The following is a 25,432-nucleotide window of genomic DNA, read 5'->3' as shown; positions in this document are numbered from 1 at the left end:
GCGACTACTCCTGGTTCTGCGGAGGCAGTGCGGCGATCATGGGGTGGTCGGCATCGATCACGCCGAGCTTGGCAGCACCACCCGGCGAGCCGAGGTCGTCGAAGAAGTTGACGTTGGCGCCGTAGTAGTCCTTCCACTCCGCCGGGGTGTCGTCCTCGTAGAAGATGGCCTCGACGGGGCAGACGGGCTCGCAGGCGCCACAGTCGACGCACTCGTCGGGGTGGATGTAGAGCATGCGCTTGCCCTCGTAGATGCAGTCCACAGGACATTCGTCCACACACGCGCGGTCCTTGATGTCCACACACGGCTGGGCGATCACGTACGTCACGAGCAGTTCTCCTTCGGCGAGCTGGCTCCAGTATCCCGTCAGGGCGAGGGGACCCTCTAGTAAGGCTCACCTCAAACGGCATGGAAGTCTTGAGTCATGACTCTAGACGGTGCCGTGCTCGGTCGACGCATCGTCGTGCGCCATGAGACGGGTGGTGTCGGTCCGTCGGGCGGACCGGAGATGAACGACGTCATCGGACACGTCACCGCGGTCGACGCCACCTCGGTCACGCTCGAGCTGCGCGACGGCAGAACGGCGGACGTCGCGCTGTCGACGATCGTCACCTGGAAGCCGGTGCCGGAGCGCCCCGTGCGTCGCCGCCGCGCGACGTCCGTCGACGCGGAGGACCTCACCGTCATCACGTCCCGGGGCTGGCCGGCGATCGAGTCGGTCGCGCTCGGCGACTGGGAGCTGCGCGCCGCAGGACGGTTCACGGGCCGCGCCAACTCCGTCGCGGCCACCGGCTCCCCCGGGGTGCCGTTCGAGCAGGCCGTGGACCGGGTGATCGCGTTCTACGCCGAGCGCTCGATGCCGGCGCTCGCCCAGGTCGTCGTGGGCTCGACCCACGAGCAGGCGTTCAGGGGTGCCGGCTGGGTGCCGATGCAGGGCTATCACGGCGGCGCCGTCGTCCAGGTCGCCGACCTGGAGCCTGCGTACGCCGTCGACCCCGAGGCCCGGGTCTCCTCGACGGCCGACGACGACTGGCTCGCCAACTACGGACGGGTCGACGACCCCGTCCACGCCCGCGCCGTGATGGAGGGGCCATCGCACGTCGGATTCGTGTCGATCGGCAGCCCGGCGGTCGCGATCGGCCGCGTCGTCGTGACCGGCGAGTGGGCCGGCCTGTCCGCCGTCGAGGTGCAGCCCGCCGCCCGCCGACAGGGCCTGGCCCGCCGGATCGTCGAGACGTCGCTGGGCTGGGCCGTCGAGCACGGAGCCGACAAGGCCTATCTGCAGACCATGCGGTCCAACACGGCCGCGCTCGCGCTCTATGCGCCCTACGACTTCGCCGACCACCATGACTACCTCTACCTGGAGCCGTCGTCCACAGGCTCTGCACAGCGTTGACCCGTTGCACTCCCAGCGAGCCTTCGTAGCCTGAGGTCATGAGCCACCACCACGACGCCGACGAGGTCCACGAGCACGACCTCGGCCTCTCCCACGACCTGCCCACCGTCCTCAACCGCCGGCGCGCGCTCGGCCTGATGAGTGCTACCGGCCTCGCGGCCGCGCTGGCCGCGTGTGGAGCCAGCGACTCCTCCGGCACCACCTCGACCCGGACGCAGGGCGGTCCTCCGTCAGGCGGCGGCGGATCGGAGTCGACCGTCGAGGTCGCCGACGGCGAGATCCCCGAGGAGACTGCGGGACCCTACCCCGGCGACGGCTCCAACGGCGTCAACGTGCTGACCGAGAGCGGCATCGTCCGCCAGGACATCACGTCGAGCTTCGGCACGGCCAGCGGCGTCGCGGCGGGCGTCGCGACCACGGTCGCCCTCACGATCATCGACATGAACGGCGGCGAGGTCAGCCCGCTGGCCGGCGCCGCGGTCTACCTCTGGCACTGCGACCAGGAGGGCCGCTACTCGCTCTATGACGACGCGATCAAGGACGAGAACTACCTGCGCGGCGTGCAGGTCGCCGACGCCGACGGCAAGCTGTCGTTCACGACGATCTTCCCGGCGGCCTACTCCGGGCGCTGGCCGCACATCCACTTCGAGGTCTACCAGGACGAGAAGTCCGCGACGTCCGGCACCAACAAGCTGCGCACCTCACAGCTCGCGATCCCCGAGGACGCCTGCAACGCCGTCTTCGCGACGTCCGGCTACGAGGCCAGCGTGCAGAACATGCAGCAGACCTCGCTCGACAGCGACAACGTCTTCAGCGACGGCTACTCGCTGCAGCTCGCCAAGGCGTCGGGCTCGGTCTCGAAGGGCTACACGCTGAGCCTCAACGTCGCCGTGTGACGTCTCTCAGTCGTCGTCGGGCTTCTTGCCGCAGACGACCTTGTCGGCGGCCTGGTAGTTGGCCGTGTCGGTCTCGGTCTTGACCTTCTTGCCGTCCTTGAAGAAGGTCCGGTAGATGTCGATGTCGAAGCCGTTGACCGGGCTCTGCGGCACGCAGCGGTCGGTGTCGTCGTACTGGGTGCCGGGGCTGCGGCCGTTGCGCCGCTCGGACTGGCCGGCCTCGATCTTGTCCCAGACCTTGGTGCTCCAGAGCTCGACGTGCATCTCACCGGGCGAGGAGGGCGTGCTCTTGTTGACGTAGGCCCGGACCAGGACGCCGTACTTCGTCGGGTTCTTCCAGCGCAGGTCGAGGCTGCCGAAGTAGACCGTCGCCTCGCGTCCCACGGGATAGCGGTCGATGTAGAACGCGTGCGGGTGGTGCTCGGTGTCGTCCATGCCGCCGAAGAAGCCGGCGTTGTAGGTCGTCGTGGCGACCTGCGACACACCGCCGCCGAGCTCCTCGCGGAAGACGCCGCCGTTGATGACGGTGCCCGTGACGAACCCGTTGGCCTCGGTGCGCTCGCCGACGATCGAGTTGAAGCTGAACGTCTCGCCGGGCTTGATGATGGTGCCGTCGATGAGCTCGGCGGCCCGCCCCTGGTTGATGTTGCGGTACTCCGCGTAGGGGAACGGTGTCTCGAAGTCGCTGATCTTCTCGGTGATCTTGAGCGCCTTGGCGTCTGCCGTCGTGAACAGCGGCTCGACGACCTTGGCCTCGACCTCGACCGCCCTCGCGCTGCCCGTCTCGGACAGGGCGGGGATGAGCAGGGTCGCCATCTCCGTGGGCTGCAGGCCGACGCCCTCCTTGCCCGGGACGACGACGGGCTTGCCGTTCTCGATCCTGACCGTCGCGTCGACGGCCTTCTTGCCGATGCCGGTCGTGGCGTCGGTGAGCGGCTTGGCCAGCTTCTTGGGGTCGAGATGGGGCGCGAGGGCGTTGTTCTCCACCCGGATCACGAGCGCCGGGGCATAGGCCGACACCGGCAGCTCGAGGTCCTTGTCGCCGACCGTGAGGGTCACGGGACCGCTGACGACGGTCTTGGCGATCGTGTCCATCGCCTCGTCCAGCCCGTCGGCGTCGACCGACGGCTCCACGTCGACCCACGGCACCTCGACGGGCTCGTCGCTCACGAGGTAGGCCCCGCGGATGACGGCCGAGGCGTCGGACTTCGACACCACGCGGCCCGGCTTGGGCTCGCGCGCGACGGGCTTGCCGTCGGGGAAGGTGATCTGGGGCTCGACGACCTCGCGGTTGACCGCCTCGCTGATCGTGCCGATCGCGCTCTGCAGCAAGGCGTCGTCGACGTCGAGCGCCGGATCGGTGTCGTGGTCGCCGGCGAACAGGCTGATCATGTCGCGCGGGTCCCAGCTGCGTCGCCCACCCGCGGCCTCGATCGATCCGTCCAGGTCGAGCGCCAGGCCGGCGTCGGACGGCTCGATCTGGAACGTCTTCTTGCCGTAGGTGAGCGCGATCTTGCGATCGGCGTTGGGCGTCAGGGCCTGGTCGACGAGCGTGCGGGCCGCCGCCGGGCTCTTGCCGCTGACGTCGACGCCACCGATCGTCGCGTTGGCCGGCATGCGGGTGCCGGTCAGGAAGAAGCCGGTGACGTAGGCGGCACCCACGAACGCGACCACACCGAGCAGGACGTAGCGGCCCCAGTGGCGCTTCGGGGACTCGTCGACAGGCGCCGGGGGCTCGTCACCTCCGCGGTCGGCCTCGTCGGTGTCGTCTCCGTCGGAGAACGCGGTGGCGGGGATGACCAGCGGCTCCTCCTCGCGCTCCTCCTCGCGCTCGCCCGTGGCGACGGCGTCGGCAGCGACGGCGTCGTCCTCGTCGGGGTCGGTGTCGGGATCGACCGGGTCGTCGCTGTCGCCGAGGGCGTCCTCGACCTCGTCGTCGGTCAGGGCGTCCTCGGGCTCGGGGTCCTCGTCGGAGTCGACGTCGTCGACGGCGGCCTCGGGCTCGTCGAGGTCGAGCTCGTCGCCCTCGACGACGAGACCGGCCTCGGCCTCGGCCTCGGGAGCTTGAACCTCGTCAGGCTGGCCGGGCTGGTCAGCATCGTCCGGCTGAACTGGCTTGTCAGGCTGAACTGGCTCGTCAGGCTGAACTGGCTCGTCAGACTGGTCCGGATGGTCGGGCTTGTCCGTCATGCTTGTCCCCCGTAGACCGTCTTCTCGGATGCGGGCAGTCTCACGATCGTGCCGTAGTGCGAGCGGTAGTAGAGCAGCGGATCATCGAGGTCGTCGCGCACGCCGGCGCCGACGACCGCCCCGATCAGGATCGTGTGGTCGCCGCCGTCGACGACCGTCTCGGTGCGGCACTCCAGCCACGACAGCGACTGCTCGAGGAGCACGACACCCGTGTCGCCCCGGCGGTGCGGGATCTCGTCGAACTGGGTCTCGAGCGGGCGCCCCTTGTGGGCGAACCAGGCAGAGGCGTCGATGCCCTCCTCGGCCAGGATCGAGACGCCCCAGATGCCGCTCTCGAGCACCGCGTCGTGGAACCGGTTGGTCTTGTGCGAGCAGATGAGGACGAGCGGCGGATCGAGCGAGACCGAGGTGAAGGCACTGGCCGTCATGGCATGGTCGACGCCGTCGAGGACGGTCGTCACGACCGTCACCCCGCTGGCAAATCGCCCGAGCGCGCCACGAAAAGCGCTCTGGTCGACCGTCACCGTCATTGCACCAGCCTAGGAGGCTTGGCCACGGCGAGGACGATGACCCCCAGGCACGCCGCGGTGAAAGACCAGCCGAGCCAGTCCGCCGCGATCAGGAAGCTGCCGCCCGGGGACCACTGCAACGACAGCAGCGCGATCGCCCAGCCCAGGGTGAACCAGGCTCCGCCGACACGGGCGACGAGACCCGACGCGACCGCGACGACGTACGTCACGGCGATGACCAGGGCCAGCCCCCACGGCCACTCGATCCCGGCGGCGAACCACACGTGCCGGTGCACGACTGCCCCGAGCACGCACACGTAGAGCCCGAGGACGAGGAGGGCAGCGCGTCGCATGGTGGCCTACAGACCTGCGAACAGGTCTTCCTCGAGGCCGCTGTCTCCGACCGGGCCGCGCGTCCCCTTGATGAGGCGGTAGAACTCGGTGCCCCAGACGACGGCCGCCATGTCCATGCCCCCGGCGAAGAAGGCGCCGTCCTCGGTGATCTGGGTCTTGTGGGCCTTCATCGCGGCGAGCTTGGCGGGCACGAAGTCGGGGGCGACGATCATGGCGTCGAGGAGGTCGTCCTCGATCGCGAACGGCGGCAGGTTGTCGGGATCCATGCCCTCGAACGTCGTGGTGTCGCCCGACTCGCGGATCGCCCGGAGGCCGTCGCGGAACCGGGAGGCCGACATCGCGACCCAGTAGACCTTGGCCACGTCCCACGCCTGACCGAGATCGGGACGGAACGACCGGGCCGCGGCCAGATCGGTCGCGTAGTGCGCGACCCGGTGGGCCTGGATGTGGTCGGGGTGGCCGTAGTTGCCGAACTCGTCGTACGTCACGAGCACCTGCGGACGCACCTCGCGGATGATCTCGACGAGCAGCGAGGCGGCCTCGGTGAGGTCGGCGTGCCAGAAGGCGTTGTCGTGGATCTCGTCGGCCGCGGTGGCGTGGCCGTTCTCGTCCCACTTCATGCCGGAGTCACGGAAGCGCCCCGCCCCGCCGAGGAAGCGGTGGTCGGTGACGCCGAGCTCGGCCATCGCCTCCTTGAGCTCGCCCTCGCGGTGCTGTCCGAGGGTGTCGTCGCGATCGGCCGCGATGTGCGCGAGCTCGGGCACCAGCACCTCACCCATCTCGCCCAGCGTGCAGGTCACGAGCGTGACGTGCACGCCCTCGTTGACGTAGCGGGCCATCGTCACGCCGTTGTTGAGCGACTCGTCGTCGGGGTGTGCGTGGACGAGCAGGATCCGACGATCGGCAGAGGTCATGACCCAAGGCTACTGACCGCACAGGTCCCGGGTTCGGACCAGATGGTTGGATCGAAGGCATGACCGTGTCCTACCCCCGTCTGGCCGCCCGCACGCTCCGCTTCACCCTCGGCATCCCGCGCACCATCACGGTGTCGCCGGACGGCCGGACGGTCCGGTTCATCCGGACGCCCGACGGCGTGACGCGCACCGGTCAGCTGTGGGAGCACGACGTCGCATCGGGCACCGAGTCGCTGCTGGTCGACCCTGTCGCGCTGCTCGGCGAGGGCGGGGAGCAGCTGTCGGCCGAGGAGAGGTCACGCCGTGAGCGCAGCCGGGAGTCGGCGGCGGGCCTGGTCGGCTACGACGTCGACGACACCGGTCGCTGGGCGTGCTTCGCCCTCTCCGGCGGGCTCTGGGCCGTCCACCTCGGGGCCCGCGCCGTCACGGCGCTGCCCAGCGTCGGTGCGGTCATCGACCCGCACCTCGACCCCACCGGACGCCACATCGCCTACGCGTCGGGCGGTGCACTGCGGGTCATCGGCGTCGACGGCGAGGGCGAGCGGGCCCTCGTCGAGCCCACCTCGCCCACCGAGGTGTGGGGGCAGGCCGAGTTCATCGCCGCCGAGGAGATGGAGCGCTTCCGTGGCTTCTGGTGGGCGCCGGACGGCCAGTCGCTCCTCGTCGAGCGGTTCGACGACGCACCGGTGCAGACGTGGCACATCGCCGACCCCGAGAACCCCGAGCGCGAGCCCGTCGCCCAGCGCTATCCCGCCGCCGGCACCCCCAACGCCGAGGTGACCCTGTGGCACGTCGCGCTCGACGGCAGCCGCACCGAGATCGTCTGGGACCGCACGGCGTACGAGTACCTCGGCCGGGTCTCGTGGTCGGCGCACGGTGGCCCGCTGCTGCAGGTGCTGAGCCGCGACCAGAAGGCGTCGCAGGTGCTGACGGTCGACGTCGCCACCGGTGCGACGACGGTCGTCCGCGAGCTGCACGACGACGCGTGGGTCGAGCTGTCGTCGGCGCCGCGGCTCGCCCCCGGCGGCCGGCTCGTGACCGTCGAGGACGCCGACGGCTGGCGCCGGGTCGTCGTCGACGGCACCCCCGTGTCCCCCGACGGCTGGCAGGTGCGCGGCATCGTCGACACGTTCGAGGACTGTGTCATCGCCACCGCGTCGCAGGAGCCCACCGAGATCCAGGTCGTCCGCCTCGGGTTCGACGGCACGGTCACTCCCGTCACCGAGGGGGCCGCGGTGCACGGCGCCGTGATCGGCGGACCCACCACCGTCATCGTCCGATCGGGGCTCGAGGCCGTCGGCACGACCGTCACGGTCCACCCGGAGGCAGGTGAGCCCTCGACCGTCCGCGTCGTCGCCGAGCCGGCGCCGCACGAGCCGACGATCCGCCTGCTCGCGGCCGGCGAGCACGGCATCCGCACCGCGGTGCTGCTCCCCCGCGACCACCAGCCGGGGTCGACGCGCCTGCCCGTCCTCATGGACCCGTACGGCGGACCGCACGCCCAGCGCGTGCTCTCGTCGGCCCGCGCCTTCCTCGAGGCGCAGTGGCTGGCCGACCAGGGGTTCTGCGTCGTCGTCGCCGACGGTCGCGGCACGCCGGGCCGCGGACACGCGTGGGAGCGGGCCGTCCTGCACGACTTCGCCGGCGTGACGCTCGACGACCAGGTCGACGCCCTCGCGGCCGTCGCGGCCGCGTTCCCCGACGACGTCGACACGTCTCGTGTCGGCATCACGGGCTGGTCGTACGGCGGCTACCTGTCAGCGCTGGCGGTGCTGAAGCGTCCCGACGTGTTCCACGCCGCGGTCGCCGGGGCGCCCGTCACGGAGTGGCGCCTCTACGACACCTGCTACACCGAGCGCTACCTCGGCGACCCGACCACCCAGCCCGAGGTCTACGACGCCAACTCCCTGATCCCACTGGCCCCGGCCCTCGAGCGGCCGCTGATGATCATCCACGGGCTGGCCGACGACAACGTCGTCGCGGCGCACACCCTGCGGCTGTCGTCAGCCCTGCTCGCCGCCGGACGGGCCCACACCGTGCTGCCGCTGTCGGGTGTCACCCACATGACGCCGCAGGAGGTCGTCGCCGAGAACCTCAAGCTCCTGCAGGTGCAGTTCCTCAAGGAGCACCTCGGCGCCTGATCAGCGCTTCGGCGCGTCAGGGAGGTCCGGCGGCTCGGCGGGGAGCCGGTCGTCGCCGGGCATCCAGCCCCCGTAGACGTCGACCATCTCGACGACGCGGTCGTCGAACGGCTCGACCAGGAGCACCCAGGCGCGGTCCTCCCAGTCCTCCTCGCCGGCGAACGCCTCACGCGTCAGCGTCGTCGTGTAGCCCTCCGCCTCGAGGGCGCCGATGAGCTCGGCAGCATCGTCCTGCTCGTCGAAGTGGATCGCGACCATGTGCAGATCGTATGATGGACCCGTACCCATCCCCGAGAACGAGGTCACCAGTCCGTTGAAGCTCTGAGGTCAGCCACCGCCCGCACCCGTCGATGACGACGGTGCGAGCGATCCCACGACCTCATGGAGCTCCGCTCGATGGCCCCTTCTTCGCGTACATCTGTCTCGATCCACGACCTTCACTTCACCTGGCCCGACGGCGACCCGGTCTTCGACGGCCTCGACGTGGCGATCGGCCCCGGCCGCCACGGCCTCGTCGGGCTCAACGGCAGCGGCAAGTCGACGCTGCTGCGGATCGTGGCCGGCGTCCTGGCACCCGACTCCGGCACGGTCACCGTCGACGGTGACCTGGCCTACCTCCCCCAGGATCCCGGCACCGATCCGTCACGCACCGTGGCCGAGCTGCTCGGCGTCGCCGACACCCTGGCCGCGCTCGCCCGGATGGAGGCCGGGGACGTCCGCCACGACGACGTCGACCTCGTCGGAGACGACTGGGACGTCGCCGAGCGCACCGCCGCCGAGCTCGGCCGGCTCGGGCTGGGCCACATAGGCCTCGACCGCGCCGTGGGCTCGGTCTCCGGCGGCGAGCTCGTGCTGCTGTCACTGACGGCGCTGCTGCTGCGCCGGCCCAGCGTGCTGCTGCTGGACGAGCCGACCAACAACCTCGACCGGTCGGCCCGCGCCCGCCTGGTCGACGTCGTCTCGTCGTGGCGCGGCACGCTCGTGGTCGTCAGCCACGACCGGGCCCTGCTCAACGTGATGGACGACATCGGCGAGCTGCGCGACGGCGTGAGCTGGTACGGCGGAGGCTACGACGCCTACGAGGCGGCCGTCGCCGCCGAGCAGGAGGTGGCCCAACGGGCCGTCCGCAACGCCCAGTCGGACCTTCGCGCCCAGAAGCGGGACCTCGTCGAGTCGCACAGCAAGCTCGCGCACCGTCGCAAGATGGGCGAGAAGGCGTGGGCCGAGAAGCGGATGCCCAAGATCGCGATGGGCACCTACAAGCGCAAGGCCGAGGTGTCGGCCGGCAAGCTGACCGGCATCCACGAGGAACGGCTGGACGCCGCGACGTCCCACCTCGACGAGGCGCAGGCCCGTCTCCGGGACGATCGCGAGATCCGGGTCGACCTGCCCGGCACCGCGGTGCCGCCGAGCCGCGACGTGCTGCGGCTGGAGGACGTCCGTCCGCTGCACGGCGACCTCGTGATCGATCTCGACGTCCGCGGGCCCGAGCGCATCGCGCTGGTCGGGCCCAACGGGGCCGGCAAGACGTCCCTGCTCCGCACCATCACCGGTGACCTCGAGCCCGCCGACGGCACGGTCGAGGTGACGGTGCCCGTCCGCTACCTCCCGCAGCGCATGGACGTGCTGGACGAGTCGCTGACGGTGGCCGAGAACATCGCCCGCATCGCCCCCGACACGACCGAGACCGAGCGTCGGTCACGGCTGGCGAGGTTCCTGTTCCGCGGCCGCGCGGCGGACCAGGCGGCATCGACCCTCTCAGGAGGAGAGCGTCTGCGGGCGACACTCGCCTGCCTGCTGCTGGCCGATCCTGCGCCACAGCTGCTGCTGCTCGACGAGCCGACCAACAACCTCGACCTGCCGAGCATCCGACACCTGGTCGAGGCGCTGCAGTCGTACGAGGGTGCGTTCGTCGTCGTGAGCCACGACGAGACGTTCCTCGCCGAGCTCGCGCTCACCCGGACGATCGAGGTCGGCCCTCAGGGGACGAGCGCGAGCTTGCCGCCCGGATGACCGGCCATCAGGCGGGCCAGGGCCTCGGGAGCGTCGGTGAGGGGGTACGTCGCCGCGACCGGGACGACCAGCTGCCCTGAACCGGCGAGCTCCACGAGGTGCGCCCGCACCTCGTCGCGGAACCGGGCGCTCTCGGGCATCGTGCCGCCGAGCGCCGTGAAGCCCTCACGGTCGGCTCGGCCCTTCGCCGCGATCGTCACGATCCGGCTCCGGTCGGCGACCAGGGCGAGCGACACGTCGACCGCCTCGTCGGTGCCGACCGCGTCGAGCGCGACGTCGACGCCGTCGGGTGCCGCAGCGCGGACCCGCGTCTCGAGCCCGTCACCATAGGCGACGGGGGTGCCGCCGAAGCCCCGCACGACGTCGGACCGTCCCTCGCCGGCGGTGCCGACCACCCGCACGCCGAGCAGCCGCGCCTGCTGCAGCAGGCTGACCCCGACCGCTCCGGATGCTCCGTGCAGCAGGATCGTCTCGCCCGCCGTCACCCCGGCCGCGCGGAGCATGTCGGCGGCCGTCGACCCGGCGAGGAACAGGTTCGCGGCCTCGGCGAACCCGATCGTGGCCGGCTTGGCGAACACGTCACGCGCGGGGACCGTCAGCTCGGTCGCGTAGCCGCCGCTCACCCGGAACGCGAGCACCTCGTCGCCGACCGCGCCGCCACCGCTCGCGATCTCGGTGCCCGGGCCGACGGCCGTGATCACGCCGGCGACCTCGTAGCCGATCGCGACCGGCAGCCGGGACGGATCGGAGCCCGCCGCGACGTGCTTGACGTCGGCGGGGTTCATGCCGGCCGCCCGCACCGCGATCGTGACCTCCCCCGCGCCCGGCGGAGCCACCTCGTGCTCGACGAGCCGCCAGCTCTCGGGCCCGGCCAGGTCGTGCGCTTCCCATCGCTTCGCCATGACGCCCAGTCAACTCCCCCACCGGTGAGGGCGCACACTGGTCGGGTGACCACGGGGACCAACTGGGCAGGCAACCTGACGTACGGGGCGAGCGAGCTCCACGAGCCGCGGTCGATCGACGAGCTGATCGAGATCGTCCGGGCGGCGCCGCGGCTGCGCGCGCTGGGCTCGCGGCACTCGTTCAACACCATCGCCGACACCGACGGTGCACAGGTCTCCGTCGCGGCGCTGCCGGCAGTCGTCGAGGTGGACCAGGACGCCCGAGCGGTCACGGTCTCGGCGGGCCTGCGCTACGGCGAGCTCGTCGAGCGGCTCGACCAGCAGGGCTGGGCCCTGCCCAACCTCGCGTCGCTCCCCCACATCTCGGTCGCCGGCGCCGTCGCGACCGGCACCCACGGCTCGGGTGACCGCAACGGCAGCCTCGCGAGTGCGGTGGCGGCGATGCAGATGGTCCGTGTCGACGGCGAGCTGGTCGACGTACGCCGCGGCGACGACGACTTCGACGCCATGGTCGTGTCGCTCGGGCGCGTCGGCGTCCTGACGTCGGTGACGCTCGACGTGGTGCCGACGTTCGAGGTGCGGCAGGACGTCTTCGAGCACCTGCCGTGGTCGGCGCTCGAGGAGAACCTCGACACCATCACCGCCAGTGCCTACAGCGTGAGCATGTTCACCGACTGGAGCGCGAGCGGCCCGCACCAGGTCTGGCTCAAGTCACAGGCCGGTGGGGCCGCCCCGACCGAGCTGTTCGGCGCCACCCCCGCCGAGCACGGCGTCCACCCGCTCCCGGGCGTCTCGGCGGAGTTCACGACCCAGCAGCTCGGTCGGTCAGGTCCGTGGTGGGACCGCCTGCCGCACTTCCGCCTCGGCTACACCCCCAGCGACGGCGAGGAGCTGCAGACGGAGTACCTCGTCCCCCGCACCCACGCGCTCGAGGCGATCGCGGCCGTCCGCGCTCTCGCACCCCTCGTCCAGCCGCTGCTGCTGGTCTCGGAGATCCGCACCATCGCCGCCGACACCCTCTGGCTGAGCCCGAGCCACAGCACCGACTGCGTGGCGCTGCACTTCACGTGGCGGCTCGACGTCCCGGCGGTCACGGCGTTCCTCCCCACGCTCGACGACGCCCTCGCGCCGTTCGCGGCCCGTCCCCACTGGGGCAAGCTGTTCGAGACGACCCCCGAACGGCTGCTCGCGGCCTATCCCCGCCTGCCTGACTTCGCCGACCTCGTCGCCCGGGTCGATCCCGACGGCCGGTTCGCCAACGACCTGACGGACGCCTGGCTCAGGCCCTGACGGGCTCGGTGCGGCGCGACAGGACGTAGCCCCACGCTCCGGCGAAGACGAACATGAAGATCGAGTAGACCGCCGCAGGCCCCCAGCATCCCGAGCAGCACCGGCAGGAGCACGACCGCGAAGACCTCGACGACCTTGCGGAGCTGCAGCGAGACGGAGTCCTGCCGGTCGAAGTAGGCGATGGCCAGGTTGGTGATGATCGGGAGCGTGAAGATCGCCACGATCGAGTTGATCGCGGTGAGGGTGACGTTGAGCTCCACGTCGCCGTGGAACAGGTGGCTGAACAGGTTGGCGCTCGTGCCGCCCGGCGACGCCGCCAGCAGCATCATGCCGATCCCGAGCAGGGGCGGCAGGTCGAGCGCGACGACCAGCCCGAAGCAGACCGCCGGCAGCACGAGCAGCTGGCAGGCCAGCGCGATGACGACCGCTCGCGGGTGCTGCCGGACGCGATCGAAGTCGGCCAGGGTCAACGACAGGCCGAGACCGAACATGATGATCCCGAGCGCGATCGGCAGACCGATCGTGGTGAGCGGCGAGTCCATCCGGTCACCCTAGAGGTGAGCCAGGTCACATGGTGAGCGGACGCCTTGTCGCGGGTCCATACTGGAAAAGTGAACACGTTCAATCCGTTGGCGCCGCCCCTCGTCGGGCCGCGCATCATGCGCCAGGACTGGACCCGGCTGACGTTCGTGCACTGGGCCGTCGACCCCGCGATCATCGCCCCGCTGCTGCCGGCCGGCACCCGGCCCGACACCCTCGACGGCGTCACCTACGTCGGCCTGATCCCGTTCGAGATGCGCCGCGCCGGCTTCGCCCACGGACCCGCCGTGCCGTTCTTCGGCGACTTCGCCGAGACCAACGTGCGGCTCTACTCCGTCGACGAGGAGGGACGTCACGGCGTCGTCTTCCGCTCGCTCGAGACCAGCCGGCTGCTCGTCGCGATCGGCGCGCGGGTCGCCTTCGCGACCCCGTACATGTGGGCGCGCATGCGGATCAGCCAAGACGCCGACCGCATCGAGTACGTCACCCGGCGCCGCTGGCCCGGACCGCGCGGCGCCGGTGGCCGCCTCGTGGCGACGCTCGGCGACCCCATCACCCACCCGTCGTCGGTCGAGGAGTTCGTGACGGCCCGCTTCGGCCTGCACACCCGCTACCTCGGCCGGACGCTGTGGATCCCCAACCACCACGTCCCGTGGTCGCTGCGCGAGGCGACGCTCGACGTGCTGGACGACGACCTGGTCGCCGCGGCCGGAGTGCCCGGGCTCGCCGGTCGCGCCCCGGACTCCGTCGTGCACGCCGACCGGGTCCACACGGTGTTCGGCATGCCGACGCTCGTCAGGGGCTGACGAGCTCGAAGTCGTCGAAGCTGAAGCCGGGCGAGACCATGCAGCTGACCAACGCGTCGGCCTCGGACGGCACGGTGCGCTGCCACACGCCCGCCGGCACCCGGGCCTGCGGCACCTGCCCCGCAGCCAGGTCGAGGCCCACGACCTGCGCGGTGGTCTCGCCCGGCAGGTCCCCGTCGCCACCCAGCTCGAGGACGACCGAGCCTCGCTGGGCGATCCACAGCTCGTCCGACGCGACCTTGTGCCACGCGGACGACTGGCCGGCGGGCAGCAGGAAGTAGATCAGGGTCGCGGTCGGGCGCACGCGACCGTCCGGCAGGGTCACCTGGACCGGCGACTCCCAGGTGCGGCGGTACCAGCCACCCTCGCGATGGGGCTGCAGGTCGAGGGCCTCGGCCAACGGATGGGTCATGACAGAGCCGCCTCGATCGCCGCGATGCGCTCGCGGAAGGCCTCCACGCGATCGCGCGTGCGCTGGGGCTCGCCCACCCTGGCGAGGTTGATGAAGCCCTGGTCGCCGCGAGCCTGGCCTGCCTCGATGCGGTCGGCGGCCGTGGTCATCCGCTCCACCACGGCGTCGAGCACCGTCATGGGGCCCCACTCGCCGTAGGCGTCGACCAGGAGGTCAAGACGCCGTGCGACGTCGTCGACCGGGATCTCGCGGTAGAGCGGGATGCCCGTCCAGGCCAGGAAGGCGAGGTCGTCGATCGCCCGGCCCGGGCCGGCCATGTCCCAGTCGATCATCGCGACGAAGTGCCCGCTCTGGATGATCCAGTTGTAGGCGCCCGGGTCGTTGTGGCAGATGACCTGGCCCGGCTCGATCTCCGCCTCGCCGCCGCGCCAGACGCGCGAGCCCTCGGGCCGGAAGCCCTCGACGATGTCGTGGAAGTCGCGCAGCCAGGCGACGGCCTCCACCAGCACGGTGTCGAGCACGACCTCGTCGTCGATCGGGACGCCACGACCCTCGACGTACTGGAGCACCTCGCGGCCTTCGTCGTCCATGCCGTGCAGGGCGGGCATGCCCCGCAGGCCGTTGGCCTGCAGGTAGGTCAGCAGCTCGTGCACGGCCGGCGTCCACGCCCCGGTGGGGCGTCGCACCGTGCGGCCGATGCGGGTGGCCCCGCCGACCGCTCCCGGGAGATGCTCCCTGTCCTCATGCGGCTCGGTGTCCTCTGGCACGCTGTCATCGTGGCACACTCTCACTCGCACTCCACGCCCGACGCCGGGCCGCCCCGGCGCCGCCTCGCGGTGATCCTGGGCGTGGTCGTCCTCGCGATCGCTGCGGTCGCCCTGGCGGCGATGGTGGCGCTGTGGCCCGACGCCGACCAGGTCCCCCGCGACCAGAACCCCTACGGCGCGGACGGCGTGAGCACGGCCAACGGCACCGTCACGAAGGTCGACCCGTTCAACTGCAACAGCGGTGGCGAGGGGCCCGACGGCACGGTCGAGGTCGCCGGTGACTGTGCCCACGTCGAGGCCTCGGTCTCGGACGGCACGGCGAAGTTCGACCTCGACGCGTCGCGCTACAAGGCCGGTATCGAGCCGGGTGACAAGGTCCAGCTGATCCGGCTGCAGCCCGAGGGCCAGACCGTGTCGTACGAGTTCCTCGACTTCCAGCGCGGCTTCCCGCTGACGGCGCTCGCCCTGATCTTCGCGGTCCTCGTCATCGCCGTCGCGCGCTGGCGGGGTCTCTTCGCCATCGCCGGCATCGGCGTCACGCTGTTCGCCCTCACCAAGTTCATGCTCCCCGCGTTCCTCGCCGGAGAGTCGCCTCTGCCGGTCGCGATCGTCGGGTCCACGGTGATCATGATCGTCGTCCTCTACCTCGCCCACGGCATCTCGATCAGGACGACGTCGGCGCTGTTCGGCACGCTGGTCGGCATCGCGCTGACGGCTGCCATCGGCGTCGCGGCCACGGGCTGGACCCAGCTGAGCGGCATCGGCTCCGAGGACGACCAGCGATTGATCGCCACCGTTCCCGGCATCTCGTTGTCGGGCATCGTCGCCGGCACGATGGTCATCGCCGGGCTGGGCGTGCTCAACGACGTCACCGTCACCCAGGCCAGCGCCGTGTGGGAGATGCGGACGCTCAAGCCGGCCGCCCGCGGCGCCGAGCTCTTCACCTCGGCGATGCGCATCGGCCGCGACCACATCGCGTCCAGCGTCTACACGCTCGTCTTCGCCTACGCCGGCTCCGCCATGACGATCCTGCTGCTCGCGACGGCCTACCAGCGCGGCCTGGCCGACATCGCCACGACGGAGGAGATCGGGCAGGAGATCGTCCGCACCCTCGTCGGTGCGATCGGACTCGTTCTCGCCGTGCCGGTCACCACGCTGTTCGCGGTGTGGCTCGCACCCCCACGCGCCGAGGACCTTCCCACCACCCCCACCACCGGACGACCGACCCCCGCGGCCCCGTCGTCGGGTGGCAGCCACGCGGGTCCGCGCGGCGGCTGACGAGGTTCGTCCCGCCATTCGGGGCCGTCCCCGCCCCATGTGCCACCGGGAGCGGTATGGTGGTCATGACACCGAACCGCAGCAAGCGTCGCTCGTCGAGCGACAAGGACTGCTCCAGGATCGTGACGCGAAGCCCGTTGGACGCAGGGCACGCCGCCAGACGATCGTTCGCCGTATCTGTGCCCGGCGGGCATCGACACGAGTCCGCGAGCAGGTGTGGTGTCGGCACACCGTCGGACGACCGTCCGGCACTCCACAGGAGGAACCCTTGGCTCGACGAGGCCAGCGCCAGTCCGGCAACACCCGGACGGCACCACGCCAGCAGCGATCTGCCCGTCCCCTCGAGAAGGGCGACATCATCCGCGTCCTCGCGCGCGCCGTCCGTGAGGTCGAGGCCAAGGCCCAGCGCGGCCCGCTGACGCCGTCGGGACGCACCAAGTTCCAGGTCGTCGCGGTGCTCGTCCGCGAGGAGCGCACCCGGGTCAAGGCCGACAAGGCCATGACCGAGGCCAGCCGCGCCGAGCAGATGAAGCGTCTCGACGGCGTGGCCACGATCCTGGCGCAGACCGTCGCCCTCGACCCGACCGTCTACCCGCTCCTCGACGAGAACGCCGTCTTCACCGACGCCGCCGACACCCTGCGCACCGAGATGCTGCACACCGCGGGCATCGAGCAGGCGGCCGAGGAGTCGTCCGACGAGCCGTCGGCAGCACCCGTCGTCACCGAGCGCCGCGTCGTCCCGCAGTCGGTGATCTCCCGCCAGCTGGCCAACCCGTTCCTCGCCCCCGACTTCTCCGCCGCCCCGCAGAAGGCAGCGAGCCCCAAGCGGCTGTCGACGTGGGAGCTGCTCGGTCCCCTGTTCCGCGCCTTCGAGTACGGCGGCGCGTCGTCCTGCATGCCCCTGCCCGATCCCGGCTTCCTCATGACGCCCGGCGGCCTCGAGCTCATGCCCCACCAGGCGCAGGTCGTCGCCTCCGCCGCGGAGGGTCACCGCACCTTCCTGCTCGCCGACGAGCCCGGCCTCGGCAAGACGGCGCAGGCGCTGCTCGCCGCGCACGCCGCCGACGCCTACCCGCTGCTGGTCGTCGTCCCCAACGTCGTCAAGACCAACTGGGCCCGCGAGGCCGACATCTGGACCCCCAGCCGCAAGGCGACGGTCATCCACGGTGACGGAGACTCGATCGACGGCTTCGCCGACATCGTCGTCGTCAACTACGAGGTGCTCGACCGTCACGTCGGCTGGCTCGGCGACTTCGGCTTCCGCGGCATGGTCGTCGACGAGGCGCACTTCATCAAGAACAAGTCGTCCCAGCGTTCCAAGCACGCGCTCGAGCTGTCCGAGCGCATCCGCACCCGGACCGCGCGGCCGCTGCTCATGGCCCTGACCGGCACCCCGTTGATCAACGACATCGAGGACTTCCGGGCCATCTGGCAGTTCCTCGGCTGGATCGACGACAAGAAGCCGCTCGCCGAGCTGATGGAGAAGCTCGAGGAGACCGGCCTGTCACCGGCCGACTCCGGCTTCTACTCCTCCGCCCGCACCAACGTCATCAGCATGGGCATCGTCCGCCGCCGCAAGGTCGACGTCGCCGCCGACATCCCGGCCCGGCGCATCGCCGACCTGCCGGTCGAGCTCGACGACGCGGTCGGACGGTCGATCCGCGAGGCCGAGCAGGAGCTGGCGCGCCGCCTGGTCGCCCGCTACGACACGGCGCTGGAGACCCGTACGTCCGGCCGGACCGTCGACGGCATCGACGTCGACCTCGTCCGCAGCGTCGCCCGCTGGGAGCGCGAGGACAGCGACAACGAGAAGACCGGCGAGAACGTCTTCGGCATGATGCGCCGCATCGGCCAGGCCAAGGCCGGGCTTGCCGCCGACTACGCCGCGCAGCTGTCGCGCAACGTCGGCAAGGTCGTCTTCTTCGCCAAGCACGTCGACGTCATGGACGTCGCCGAGGAGACGTTCACCAAGCGCGGCATCCGGTACGCCTCGATCCGCGGCGACCAGACTCCCAAGGTCCGTCAGAAGAACATCGACGCCTTCGTCGAGGACGAGGACGTCGAGATCGTCGTCTGCTCGCTCACCGCGGCAGGCGTCGGCCTCAACCTGCAGGTCGCCTCCAACGTCGTCCTCGCCGAGCTGTCGTGGACCGACGCGGAGCAGACGCAGGCGATCGACCGCGTCCACCGCATCGGCCAGGAGGAGCCCGTCACCGCGTGGCGCATCATCGCCGCGCAGACGATCGACGGCAAGATCGCCGAGCTCATCGACAGCAAGGCCGGCCTCGCCGCCCGGGCGCTCGACGGCTCCGACGAGGAGATCTCGTCGTCGGCCGACGTCCAGCTCGAGGCGCTGGTCGCCCTGCTCACCGAGGCCCTCGAGGCCCGCGCCTGACCCACCCCGCGTTGCGTCATACCTTCTGAGGCTTCTAGCCCCCCGAAGCCATGACGCAACGCTGGCGGGTCAGTCCCGGTCGGGGCCGGCCTCGGCGGTCAGGTCGCCCGGACGTCCTTCACCCGTGTCCGACGAGTCCTCGGGCTCCGCCGGGACAGGCCCGGGATTGGCCAGCTGGCCCTCCTCGTCGGCGGTGCTGTCGTCGTTGTCGTTGCGTGCTGTCGTCGGATCGCTCATGGACCGGGTGTACCCCGATGTGGAGATCTTCCCCCCGCGACCAGGTCTCAGCGGCCCATCGCCTCGGTCATCCCTCGGGTCGCGAGCACGTCGGCGAGCTCGTTGTCGGGCACACCGGAGTGACCCTTGACCCAGAACCACTCGACCTCGTGACGGTCGCACGCGGCCTTGAGCCGCTGCCAGAGGTCGACGTTCTTGACTGGCTGCTTCGACGAGGTCCGCCAGCCGTTCTTCTCCCACCCGGCGACCCACTGCGTGATGCCGCTGCGGACGTAGGTGCTGTCGGTGTGCAGGTGGACGACGGCCGACCGGGTCAGGGCCTCGAGGGCCATGATGGGTGCGGTCAGCTCCATCCGGTTGTTGGTCGTCGACTCTGACTCCCCGCCGAACATCTCCTTGACGTGCTCGCCGTGACGCAGCACTGCCCCCCACCCGCCGGGACCGGGATTGGGGGTGCAGCCGCCATCGGTGTGGATGACGACGGGTGTCTCGCTCACGACTTCCTCTTCCCTCCGGAGTGCTGGCCAGGCGTGGACCACGCAGTGCTGCCGGCCTCGAAGTCGTTGATCCGGTCGGCGATCAGTCGACGGACCAGGCCCTCCGGGACGTCCTGGTCCCACCGGATCTTGAGGGCGCCCTCGATCGCCTCGTAACCGGCCGCCTCCGCCTCGGCGCGGTGGTCGGCGAAGAACGCCACGGGAAACCGGATCGAGCAGTGGTTCTTGAAGCACTGCAGAGTCCAGACCATCGTGCCCTTGGCGTAGGCCGGGAAGTTGTATTTCAACACCTCCTCCACGCCGGTGCCGGCCGTACCGGCGAGGCTCAGCTCGCGCAACAGCTCCACGTGCGGCCGCTGGACGTCGTCCAGCCGGGCGAAGAACTCATCGACGTCAGCGACCTTGGGTGCAGGCATGCCCCCGAGCCTAGCCACCGAGGGAGCCGTGGCGTCGTACGATCGCGGTGTGCCGTCAAGCCGCAGGTCCGCCACGTATGCGCGACGGCGCAAGACCCGCATGTCGAAGGTCGAGCACGACCTGACTGACGAGCAGTGGGCGGCCCTGATGGACGCCTGGGGCGGCTGCGCCTACTGCGGCGGAGACGGTGCGGCCCTGCAGAAGGACTGCATGCTCCCGATCTCGCGGGGCGGTCGTTACACGCTCTCCAACGTCGTGCCGGCGTGCCGCTCGTGCAACGCGAGCAAGTGGAACCTCGAGGTCACCACCTGGATGCGGCGCAAGAAGCTCGACGAGCGGACGTTCCTCGTCCGCCAGGTAGAGGTCGCGCGCCTGGTCGCCGCCCTGCCGCAGGGCACCGCATGACGACCCTCACCGCCCTGGTGGCCGCCGGCGGGCTCCACCTCGGGTTCCAGGCCGTCGTCACGGTCGTCGTCTATCCCGCCCTGGCGTCGACGCACCCCGACGACTGGGACACCGCCCATGCGGCCCACTCCCGCCGGATCAGCTGGCTCGTCGCCCCGCTGTACGTCGCGGTCGCCGGGGTCTGCCTGTGGGTGCTGGTGGACGGACCGCTGACGGCCTGGACCCTGACCGCCGTCGCCGGGCACGCCGCGGCGGCCGGCATCACCGCCGTCATGGCGGCGCCGTCGCACGGACGGCTGGGGCGCCACGGGCCGTCCGACGCCGAGCTGCGGCTGCTCCTGACCGCCGACCGGGTCCGCCTGGCGGCCAGCGCGGTGGCGTTCGCCGCAGCCCTCGCTGCCTGACAGGATGACGAGGTGCGTCGCGCCGTATCCCCTCTCCTGCTCGTGACCGTGGCCCTGGTGCTCGCGGACTCGGCGGTCGTGACGCTCGCGCTGCCCGACATCCTGCTGCACCTCGACGCGTCGGTCGGGCAGGTCGCCTGGGTGCTGATCGCCTACAACCTGGTGCTGGGTCTGGGCGCCGTGCCCGCCGCGATGCTCTTTGCCCGGACGCAGCCTCGCGTCTTCACGGCCACCGGGATCGCCCTGTTCGCCGGCGCGTCGGCCTGGTGCGCGGTGGCCGACTCGATCGAGATCCTGATCCTCGCCCGCTGCCTGCAGGCGATCGGCGGGGCGCTGGCCCTGATCGGCTGTCTCGAGCAGCTGGTCGCCGAGCGGGGTGAGCGCCGCGGGGTGGCGTCGTGGGTGGCGGCCGGGGTGCTCGGCACCGCGCTCGGACCTGTGGCCGGCGGCCTGCTCACGCAGGCGATCTCGTGGCAGGCGATCTTCGTGGTGCAGGTGCCGTTCGCGGTGCTCGCGGTGCCGGCCGCCCTCGCCGTACGGACCGAGCCGCAACGCGTCCCCGATCGCCACCGTCCCGCGCTGCGGGCCAACGTGACCCTGGCCCTCATGTCGGCCGCGCTCACCGCGGCGCTCTTCCTCCTGGTGCTGCTGCTGGTGCAGGGCTGGGGGCGCTCCCCCGCCACCGCGGCCATCACCGTCTCGGTCGTCCCGGTCGCGGCCCTCGCCGCTCGTCCACTGGCCCGGCTGCTGCGTCCGCCGCCGGGCGTCGAGATCGCCGTGGGCTGCTTCCTGGTCGCCGGCGGCCTGGTCGGCCTCGCGATCCCGCCCTCGTCCCACCTCGCCTGGACGATCGCACCCCAGGCGCTCGTCGGCCTCGGGCTCGGGCTGACCGTCGACCAGCTGACCTCGCAGGCCATGCGGATGCGACTTCCCCGGGCGCGCCACGCGGGATGGACGATCGGCGCTCGGCACCTCGGCGTCGTCGTGGGGCTCGCGATCCTGACGCCGGTGTTCACGGCGGACCTCAGGGACGCACAGCAGCCGGCTGAGCAGGCGATCACCGCGCTGGTGCTCGACTCTCCCCTGACGCCCGAGAGCAAGATCGCCGTCGCGCAGGGACTCGGCGACGTGCTGGCCGACCAGCGCGGCGAGGTGCCCGACCTGCACCGCGCGTTCGCGACGCTCGACGTCGACCCCGGCGAGGCTGCGGCTGTCGCCCGGCTCGAGCGTGACCTCAACGAGCAGGTCGAGCGGGCCGCGACGCTGGCCTTCCGCGACTCGTTCCTCATCGGCGCAGGGCTGGCCTTCCTGGCCCTGCTCACGCTGATCCCGATCCGCCGACGGAGGACGCCGTGAGCGGTTTGCAGCGCTGGATCGGGCTCCCGGTCGCCGCGGTCGTCCTCGTCGTCGGGGTCGTCGGGGTCCAGCTCGTCAACGGCGGCGGGACGTACGAGCCGCTCAAGCCGGCTGACCCCTGCGTCGAACGGACCGTCACCTCCCGGGCCGCCGGCATCGACGCCCTCACCGAGCGCCTCGTGCTGCTCGGCGTCAACAACGCCGCCTGCACCCTGGGGGTGAGCCGTGAGGCATTGACGCTCGAGCTCGCCCAGTCGGGCGGGCAGTCGAGCGGGCAGTCCGGAGCTCGCTCCGACGCCCGGATCGACGCCCTCCGCCAAGGCCTGTTGACCGCCGTCGACCAGATGAAGGCCGACGGCTCGCTGCCCCGGGCGTCCGACCTCGTCGACGAGGCGCTCGACTCCGCCGACCTCAACGGGCTGCTCGAGCGGGCGATCCGTGCGCTTCCGGACTCCCTGATCGACTCGGCCCTCAAGACCGACGACGTGCTGCAGCGCGCGATCGACGACCTCGACCTGCGCGAGCTGCTCGGGAACGTCGACGACCAGGACGATCTGCAGCAGCAGGTCGAGGTGGCCGTGACCCAAGCCGTCAAGGACTCCCTGGCAGCTCGTCTGCGAGATCTCCTGCCCTGAGCGGTGACTCTGAGCGCTGGCTCCGGGCCCAGGGTCAGAGCGGACGCTTCAGGCCGACATGGCTGGTGTCGTAGCCGAGACGCTCGTAGAAGCTCCGCGCTCGTTCCCGGGCCTCGTCGGTCGTCACCTGGGCGAGCGACGCTCCCCTGGCCCGACCGTGCTGGTGCGCCCACTCGAGCATGGCCGCACCGAGGCCCCGTGAGCGCTCGGCCTCGGACACCCGCAGCCCCTCGATCTGCAGCCGGGTCGTGCCGGCGCGCAGCAGCCCGGGGATGATCGTGAGCTGCATCGTGCCGACGACGTGGTCGGTGTCGTCCCGCACGACGGCGAGGTACTGCGACCCGTCCCGGGCGACGACGTCGAAGGCGGCTTCGTACTGCGCCTCCTCACCGCCTTCGCGCTGCTGACCGATCTCGTCGTCGGCGAGGAGTGCGACGACCGCGGGCACGTCGGCCCGCACGGCCCGCTGCACCCGAAAGGTGCGGTCGCCGACCCGCAGGCTGCCTCCGGCCGATGCTCCTGCGATGCCGCGCAGCCGCGCCACGAGCAGGTCGAGCCAGGCCCCGACGTGCGTCCGGGCCTGCGTGGTGTCCGGGTAGCGGCAGCGCAGGTGCAGCCCGCTCTCGTCGAGGATGAACCAGAGCATCACGCCGTCGGTGCGGATCGCTGCGCCGATGTACTGCGCCTCCAGGCCGGCGGCGTCGACCCGCACGGGCAGGCGGCGCAGGTCGAGCCACGAGATGGCGAACATGCCCGGCGCCTCCGGCATCCCGCCCCACGGCTGCAGGATCTCCTCGAGCGGCCACGACCCCAGCTGCACGGCCTCCTTGACGGCCGCGGCGCAGGCGGCGGGGGCAGGATCGGCCGACTCCAGCACGGAGTTGGTGATGAACCACCCGACGGAGTCGTGCCACGCGGGCTCGTAGCGGCTGTGCACCGGGAAGACCGCACGCAACGAGGTCCCCGCCAGCTCGCGGGTGACGCCGGTCATCGCCGATACCGCCAGCGCCAGCGTCGAGACGCCGTCGGCCCGGGCCTGCGCGGAGAAGGCCGCACTGTCGTCGACGTCGAGCACGTCTCGCACCTCGACCCGCTCGGGGTGCATGACGGGGTCGCCGAGCGACAGCGGGAACCGCGGCATCGTCCCGCCACTGGCCTCGAGGATCTCGCGCCACCGCCGGTGCACCTCCTCGGGTGCCTGCGGCCGGTCCCGCAGCGCCGCTGAGTGATCGGCGAACGCCGGGGTCGCGACCAGGCTCGACGCCCGGCCGCCGTGCGCGTCGGCCAGGGCGGTGAGGAGGTCGCGGACGATCACGAGCATCGACCACATGTCGACGTGGGAGTGGTCGGCGGCGATCACCACGGTCGGGCCGGTCGCGGTCTCGAGCACGCTGAGCCGGTGCGACGGCGTCGCGTACGGGGTGCACGCGCTGTCGAGCTGGTCCCTGAGGGCGTCGTTGACGGCCTGCCCCGGAGCGATCGGGTGCTCGGTCCACGTGCCGGGCAGCACGTCGACCTCGCGCAGGTCGGGCTCGCCGTCGTCACCGGCCACGAAGACCGACCGCAGCGTGCCGTGCCGCGCGACGACGGCCAGCCAGGCGGCGGCGAGCGCATCCCTCGACACGGGCTCGCCGAGGCGGAACGAGATCGCCATCCACGATCCGGGACGGTCTCCCGCTCCGACGTGGCGACGCTGGTCGAACGAGACGGGGAGCTGGCGGCCCGGCTCGGAGACCCTCACGTCGTACCCCATCAGTCGTCCGAAGGGGAGGCGCAGATGGGCGACGTTGGTGAGTCGCATGGCCGATACCCTAGCCGTCACACGCTCAGGCGACAGGAGGAAGCCCCCGTGAGCACCTTCGCAGTCCCGGGAGCCGAGCTCGCCCTCGAGCTGAGCGACGAGGGCGGCCATCCCGTCGTGCAGCTGCACGGCCTGACGTCGAGCCGCTCGCGTGACCGGGTGCTCGACCTCGACCTCGGGCGCGGCCTCAGCGGCACCCGCCTGCTGCGCTACGACGCGCGGGGTCACGGGCGGTCGACCGGCCGGGCCGAGCCCGCCGACTACGAGTGGCCCCGGCTCGCCGACGACCTCCTGCGGCTGCTCGACCGCTACTTCCCCGGCGAGCAGGTGCACGGCGTCGGGCCCTCGATGGGCACGGCGACGCTGCTCCACGCGGCCGTCCGCGAGCCCGACCGGTTCAGCAGCCTGACGCTGCTCGTGCCGCCGACCGCCTGGGCGACCCGGGTCGCCAAGGGCGACGACTACCGGGCCGCAGCGCAGGTGATCGAGCAGCAGGGGCTCGAGGTGTTCCTCGAAGCCGGACGTCTCGCGCCGGTGCCGCCCGCGACCGAGGGTCTGCCCGAGACCCAGCCCGACGTCGACGTGAGCCTTTTGCCGGCGCTCTTCCGCGGAGCCGGGGCGAGCGACCTCCCTCCGGCCGACGCCATCGGACGCGTCGCGGCCCCGACCACGATCCTGGCGTGGGTCGACGACCCCGCCCATCCCCTGTCGACCGCCGAGGCACTGGCCGACCTGCTGCCCTCCGCGACGCTCGAGGTCGCCGCCACACGAGCCGACCTCGAGACGTGGCCCGCGATCCTTGCGGCCGACGTGGCACACCACGGCACGTGATGGGGGCGAGCCTGTTGCACGCCTCGACTCCAGCCCGCTGGCGGAT

General features: G+C 71.5%; 27 protein-coding genes. 13 read left to right on the top strand and 14 right to left on the bottom strand.

Annotation, left to right across the window (positions count from 1 at the left end; genetic code table 11):
* Positions 1-4: 4 nt before the first annotated feature.
* Positions 5-328: a ferredoxin gene (gene fdxA, locus HQK15_RS18320; protein ID WP_367649229.1), complete on the bottom strand. Its 324-nt coding sequence runs from the start codon at positions 326-328 to the stop codon at positions 5-7.
* 96 nt (positions 329-424) lie between these two features.
* Between fdxA and HQK15_RS16755 the strand changes: the two genes are divergently transcribed.
* Both HQK15_RS16755 and HQK15_RS16750 read left to right on the top strand, forming a co-directional pair.
* Complete coding sequence (locus HQK15_RS16755) at positions 425-1,396, top strand: GNAT family N-acetyltransferase (RefSeq protein WP_173492657.1); 972 nt, start codon at positions 425-427, stop codon at positions 1,394-1,396.
* Between the two features lie 38 nt (positions 1,397-1,434).
* A complete protein-coding gene (locus HQK15_RS16750) occupies positions 1,435-2,292 on the top strand; it encodes an intradiol ring-cleavage dioxygenase (protein WP_173492656.1) in 858 nt (285 codons plus the stop codon).
* Positions 2,293-2,298: 6 nt separating this feature from the next.
* Here the strand turns inward: HQK15_RS16750 and HQK15_RS16745 are convergent, their stop codons facing one another.
* Genes HQK15_RS16745 through mshB form a run of 4 tightly spaced genes read right to left on the bottom strand, consistent with a single transcriptional unit; the run spans position 2,299 to position 6,259 of the window.
* Positions 2,299-4,482, bottom strand: coding sequence for a VanW family protein (locus HQK15_RS16745; RefSeq protein ID WP_173492655.1), 2,184 nt, complete (start codon positions 4,480-4,482; stop codon positions 2,299-2,301).
* Entirely contained in the window at positions 4,479-5,012 is a 534-nt protein-coding gene (locus tag HQK15_RS16740; RefSeq protein ID WP_173492654.1) for a flavin reductase family protein, read from the bottom strand. Before HQK15_RS16740 ends, HQK15_RS16745 begins: the two co-directional genes overlap by 4 nt.
* The gene (locus HQK15_RS16735; protein ID WP_173492653.1) at positions 5,009-5,344 is read right to left on the bottom strand and encodes a hypothetical protein; all 336 of its coding nucleotides are present in this window, start codon (positions 5,342-5,344) and stop codon (positions 5,009-5,011) included. Before HQK15_RS16735 ends, HQK15_RS16740 begins: the two co-directional genes overlap by 4 nt.
* A 6-nt stretch (positions 5,345-5,350) precedes the next feature.
* A complete protein-coding gene (mshB, locus tag HQK15_RS16730; protein WP_173492652.1) occupies positions 5,351-6,259 on the bottom strand; it encodes an N-acetyl-1-D-myo-inositol-2-amino-2-deoxy-alpha-D-glucopyranoside deacetylase in 909 nt (302 codons plus the stop codon).
* 59 nt (positions 6,260-6,318) lie between these two features.
* On the opposite strand from mshB, the gene HQK15_RS16725 reads away from it, so the two are divergent.
* The gene (locus tag HQK15_RS16725; RefSeq protein WP_173492651.1) at positions 6,319-8,400 is read left to right on the top strand and encodes a S9 family peptidase; all 2,082 of its coding nucleotides are present in this window, start codon (positions 6,319-6,321) and stop codon (positions 8,398-8,400) included.
* Here HQK15_RS16725 and HQK15_RS16720 read toward each other — a convergent pair whose 3' ends face one another.
* Complete coding sequence (locus HQK15_RS16720; protein WP_173492650.1) at positions 8,401-8,658, bottom strand: hypothetical protein; 258 nt, start codon at positions 8,656-8,658, stop codon at positions 8,401-8,403.
* Between the two features lie 138 nt (positions 8,659-8,796).
* On the opposite strand from HQK15_RS16720, the gene HQK15_RS16715 reads away from it, so the two are divergent.
* A complete protein-coding gene (locus tag HQK15_RS16715) occupies positions 8,797-10,413 on the top strand; it encodes an ABC-F family ATP-binding cassette domain-containing protein (protein WP_173492649.1) in 1,617 nt (538 codons plus the stop codon).
* On the opposite strand, the gene HQK15_RS16710 is transcribed toward HQK15_RS16715, so the two are convergent.
* A complete protein-coding gene (locus HQK15_RS16710) occupies positions 10,380-11,315 on the bottom strand; it encodes a quinone oxidoreductase family protein (RefSeq protein ID WP_173492648.1) in 936 nt (311 codons plus the stop codon). The genes HQK15_RS16715 and HQK15_RS16710 overlap by 34 nt on opposite strands.
* Positions 11,316-11,360: 45 nt before the next feature.
* On the opposite strand from HQK15_RS16710, the gene HQK15_RS16705 reads away from it, so the two are divergent.
* Positions 11,361-12,605 carry an FAD-binding protein gene (locus HQK15_RS16705; RefSeq protein WP_173492647.1) on the top strand — a complete coding sequence of 415 codons (1,245 nt, stop codon included), beginning with the start codon at positions 11,361-11,363 and terminating at the stop codon, positions 12,603-12,605.
* Here HQK15_RS16705 and HQK15_RS16700 read toward each other — a convergent pair.
* Entirely contained in the window at positions 12,509-13,147 is a 639-nt protein-coding gene (locus tag HQK15_RS16700; RefSeq protein ID WP_173492646.1) for a bile acid:sodium symporter family protein, read from the bottom strand. The genes HQK15_RS16705 and HQK15_RS16700 overlap by 97 nt on opposite strands.
* A gap of 69 nt (positions 13,148-13,216) precedes the next feature.
* On the opposite strand from HQK15_RS16700, the gene HQK15_RS16695 reads away from it, so the two are divergent.
* Positions 13,217-13,951, top strand: coding sequence for a YqjF family protein (locus tag HQK15_RS16695; protein ID WP_367649228.1), 735 nt, complete (start codon positions 13,217-13,219; stop codon positions 13,949-13,951).
* Here HQK15_RS16695 and HQK15_RS16690 read toward each other — a convergent pair.
* Both HQK15_RS16690 and HQK15_RS16685 read right to left on the bottom strand, forming a co-directional pair.
* Positions 13,941-14,363 carry a cupin domain-containing protein gene (locus HQK15_RS16690; RefSeq protein ID WP_173492645.1) on the bottom strand — a complete coding sequence of 141 codons (423 nt, stop codon included), beginning with the start codon at positions 14,361-14,363 and terminating at the stop codon, positions 13,941-13,943. The two genes, HQK15_RS16695 and HQK15_RS16690, sit on opposite strands and share 11 nt — an antisense overlap.
* The gene (locus tag HQK15_RS16685) at positions 14,360-15,130 is read right to left on the bottom strand and encodes a phosphotransferase (protein ID WP_217361793.1); all 771 of its coding nucleotides are present in this window, start codon (positions 15,128-15,130) and stop codon (positions 14,360-14,362) included. The genes HQK15_RS16690 and HQK15_RS16685 overlap by 4 nt, the downstream gene beginning before the upstream one ends.
* A gap of 9 nt (positions 15,131-15,139) precedes the next feature.
* On the opposite strand from HQK15_RS16685, the gene HQK15_RS16680 reads away from it, so the two are divergent.
* Positions 15,140-16,408, top strand: coding sequence for a YibE/F family protein (locus HQK15_RS16680; protein ID WP_173492643.1), 1,269 nt, complete (start codon positions 15,140-15,142; stop codon positions 16,406-16,408).
* 268 nt (positions 16,409-16,676) lie between these two features.
* On the top strand, positions 16,677-18,803 hold the full coding sequence (locus HQK15_RS16675; RefSeq protein WP_173492642.1) for a DEAD/DEAH box helicase: 2,127 nt from the start codon (positions 16,677-16,679) through the stop codon (positions 18,801-18,803).
* A gap of 69 nt (positions 18,804-18,872) precedes the next feature.
* Here the strand turns inward: HQK15_RS16675 and HQK15_RS16670 are convergent, their stop codons facing one another.
* The 3 genes from HQK15_RS16670 to HQK15_RS16660 are packed head-to-tail and all read right to left on the bottom strand — an operon-like array spanning position 18,873 to position 19,953.
* Positions 18,873-19,040: a hypothetical protein gene (locus HQK15_RS16670; RefSeq protein ID WP_173492641.1), complete on the bottom strand. Its 168-nt coding sequence runs from the start codon at positions 19,038-19,040 to the stop codon at positions 18,873-18,875.
* A gap of 47 nt (positions 19,041-19,087) precedes the next feature.
* Positions 19,088-19,537 carry a ribonuclease HI gene (gene rnhA, locus HQK15_RS16665; RefSeq protein ID WP_173492640.1) on the bottom strand — a complete coding sequence of 150 codons (450 nt, stop codon included), beginning with the start codon at positions 19,535-19,537 and terminating at the stop codon, positions 19,088-19,090.
* Positions 19,534-19,953: a DUF1801 domain-containing protein gene (locus HQK15_RS16660; protein ID WP_173492639.1), complete on the bottom strand. Its 420-nt coding sequence runs from the start codon at positions 19,951-19,953 to the stop codon at positions 19,534-19,536. The genes rnhA and HQK15_RS16660 overlap by 4 nt, the downstream gene beginning before the upstream one ends.
* Positions 19,954-20,002: 49 nt before the next feature.
* Here HQK15_RS16660 and HQK15_RS16655 point away from each other — a divergent pair, with 49 nt between their 5' ends.
* Genes HQK15_RS16655 through HQK15_RS16640 form a run of 4 tightly spaced genes read left to right on the top strand, consistent with a single transcriptional unit; the run spans position 20,003 to position 22,754 of the window.
* Positions 20,003-20,359: an HNH endonuclease gene (locus HQK15_RS16655; RefSeq protein ID WP_367649227.1), complete on the top strand. Its 357-nt coding sequence runs from the start codon at positions 20,003-20,005 to the stop codon at positions 20,357-20,359.
* Positions 20,356-20,763, top strand: coding sequence for a hypothetical protein (locus HQK15_RS16650; RefSeq protein ID WP_173492636.1), 408 nt, complete (start codon positions 20,356-20,358; stop codon positions 20,761-20,763). Before HQK15_RS16655 ends, HQK15_RS16650 begins: the two co-directional genes overlap by 4 nt.
* Before the next feature lie 12 nt (positions 20,764-20,775).
* Entirely contained in the window at positions 20,776-22,119 is a 1,344-nt protein-coding gene (locus HQK15_RS16645) for an MFS transporter (protein WP_173492635.1), read from the top strand.
* The gene (locus HQK15_RS16640; protein ID WP_173492634.1) at positions 22,116-22,754 is read left to right on the top strand and encodes a hypothetical protein; all 639 of its coding nucleotides are present in this window, start codon (positions 22,116-22,118) and stop codon (positions 22,752-22,754) included. The genes HQK15_RS16645 and HQK15_RS16640 overlap by 4 nt, the downstream gene beginning before the upstream one ends.
* Positions 22,755-22,788: 34 nt before the next feature.
* On the opposite strand, the gene HQK15_RS16635 is transcribed toward HQK15_RS16640, so the two are convergent.
* Entirely contained in the window at positions 22,789-24,555 is a 1,767-nt protein-coding gene (locus HQK15_RS16635) for a GNAT family N-acetyltransferase (protein WP_173492633.1), read from the bottom strand.
* A gap of 48 nt (positions 24,556-24,603) precedes the next feature.
* On the opposite strand from HQK15_RS16635, the gene HQK15_RS16630 reads away from it, so the two are divergent.
* The gene (locus tag HQK15_RS16630; RefSeq protein WP_173492632.1) at positions 24,604-25,386 is read left to right on the top strand and encodes an alpha/beta fold hydrolase; all 783 of its coding nucleotides are present in this window, start codon (positions 24,604-24,606) and stop codon (positions 25,384-25,386) included.
* Positions 25,387-25,432: the final 46 nt, after the last annotated feature.

It is taken from the genome of Aeromicrobium stalagmiti, assembly GCF_013283745.1.
Taxonomy (GTDB): Bacteria; Actinomycetota; Actinomycetes; order Propionibacteriales; family Nocardioidaceae; genus Aeromicrobium; species Aeromicrobium stalagmiti.
The sequence above is the reverse complement of the archived record's forward strand: the minus strand, read 5'-3'. Positions and strand labels throughout refer to the sequence as shown.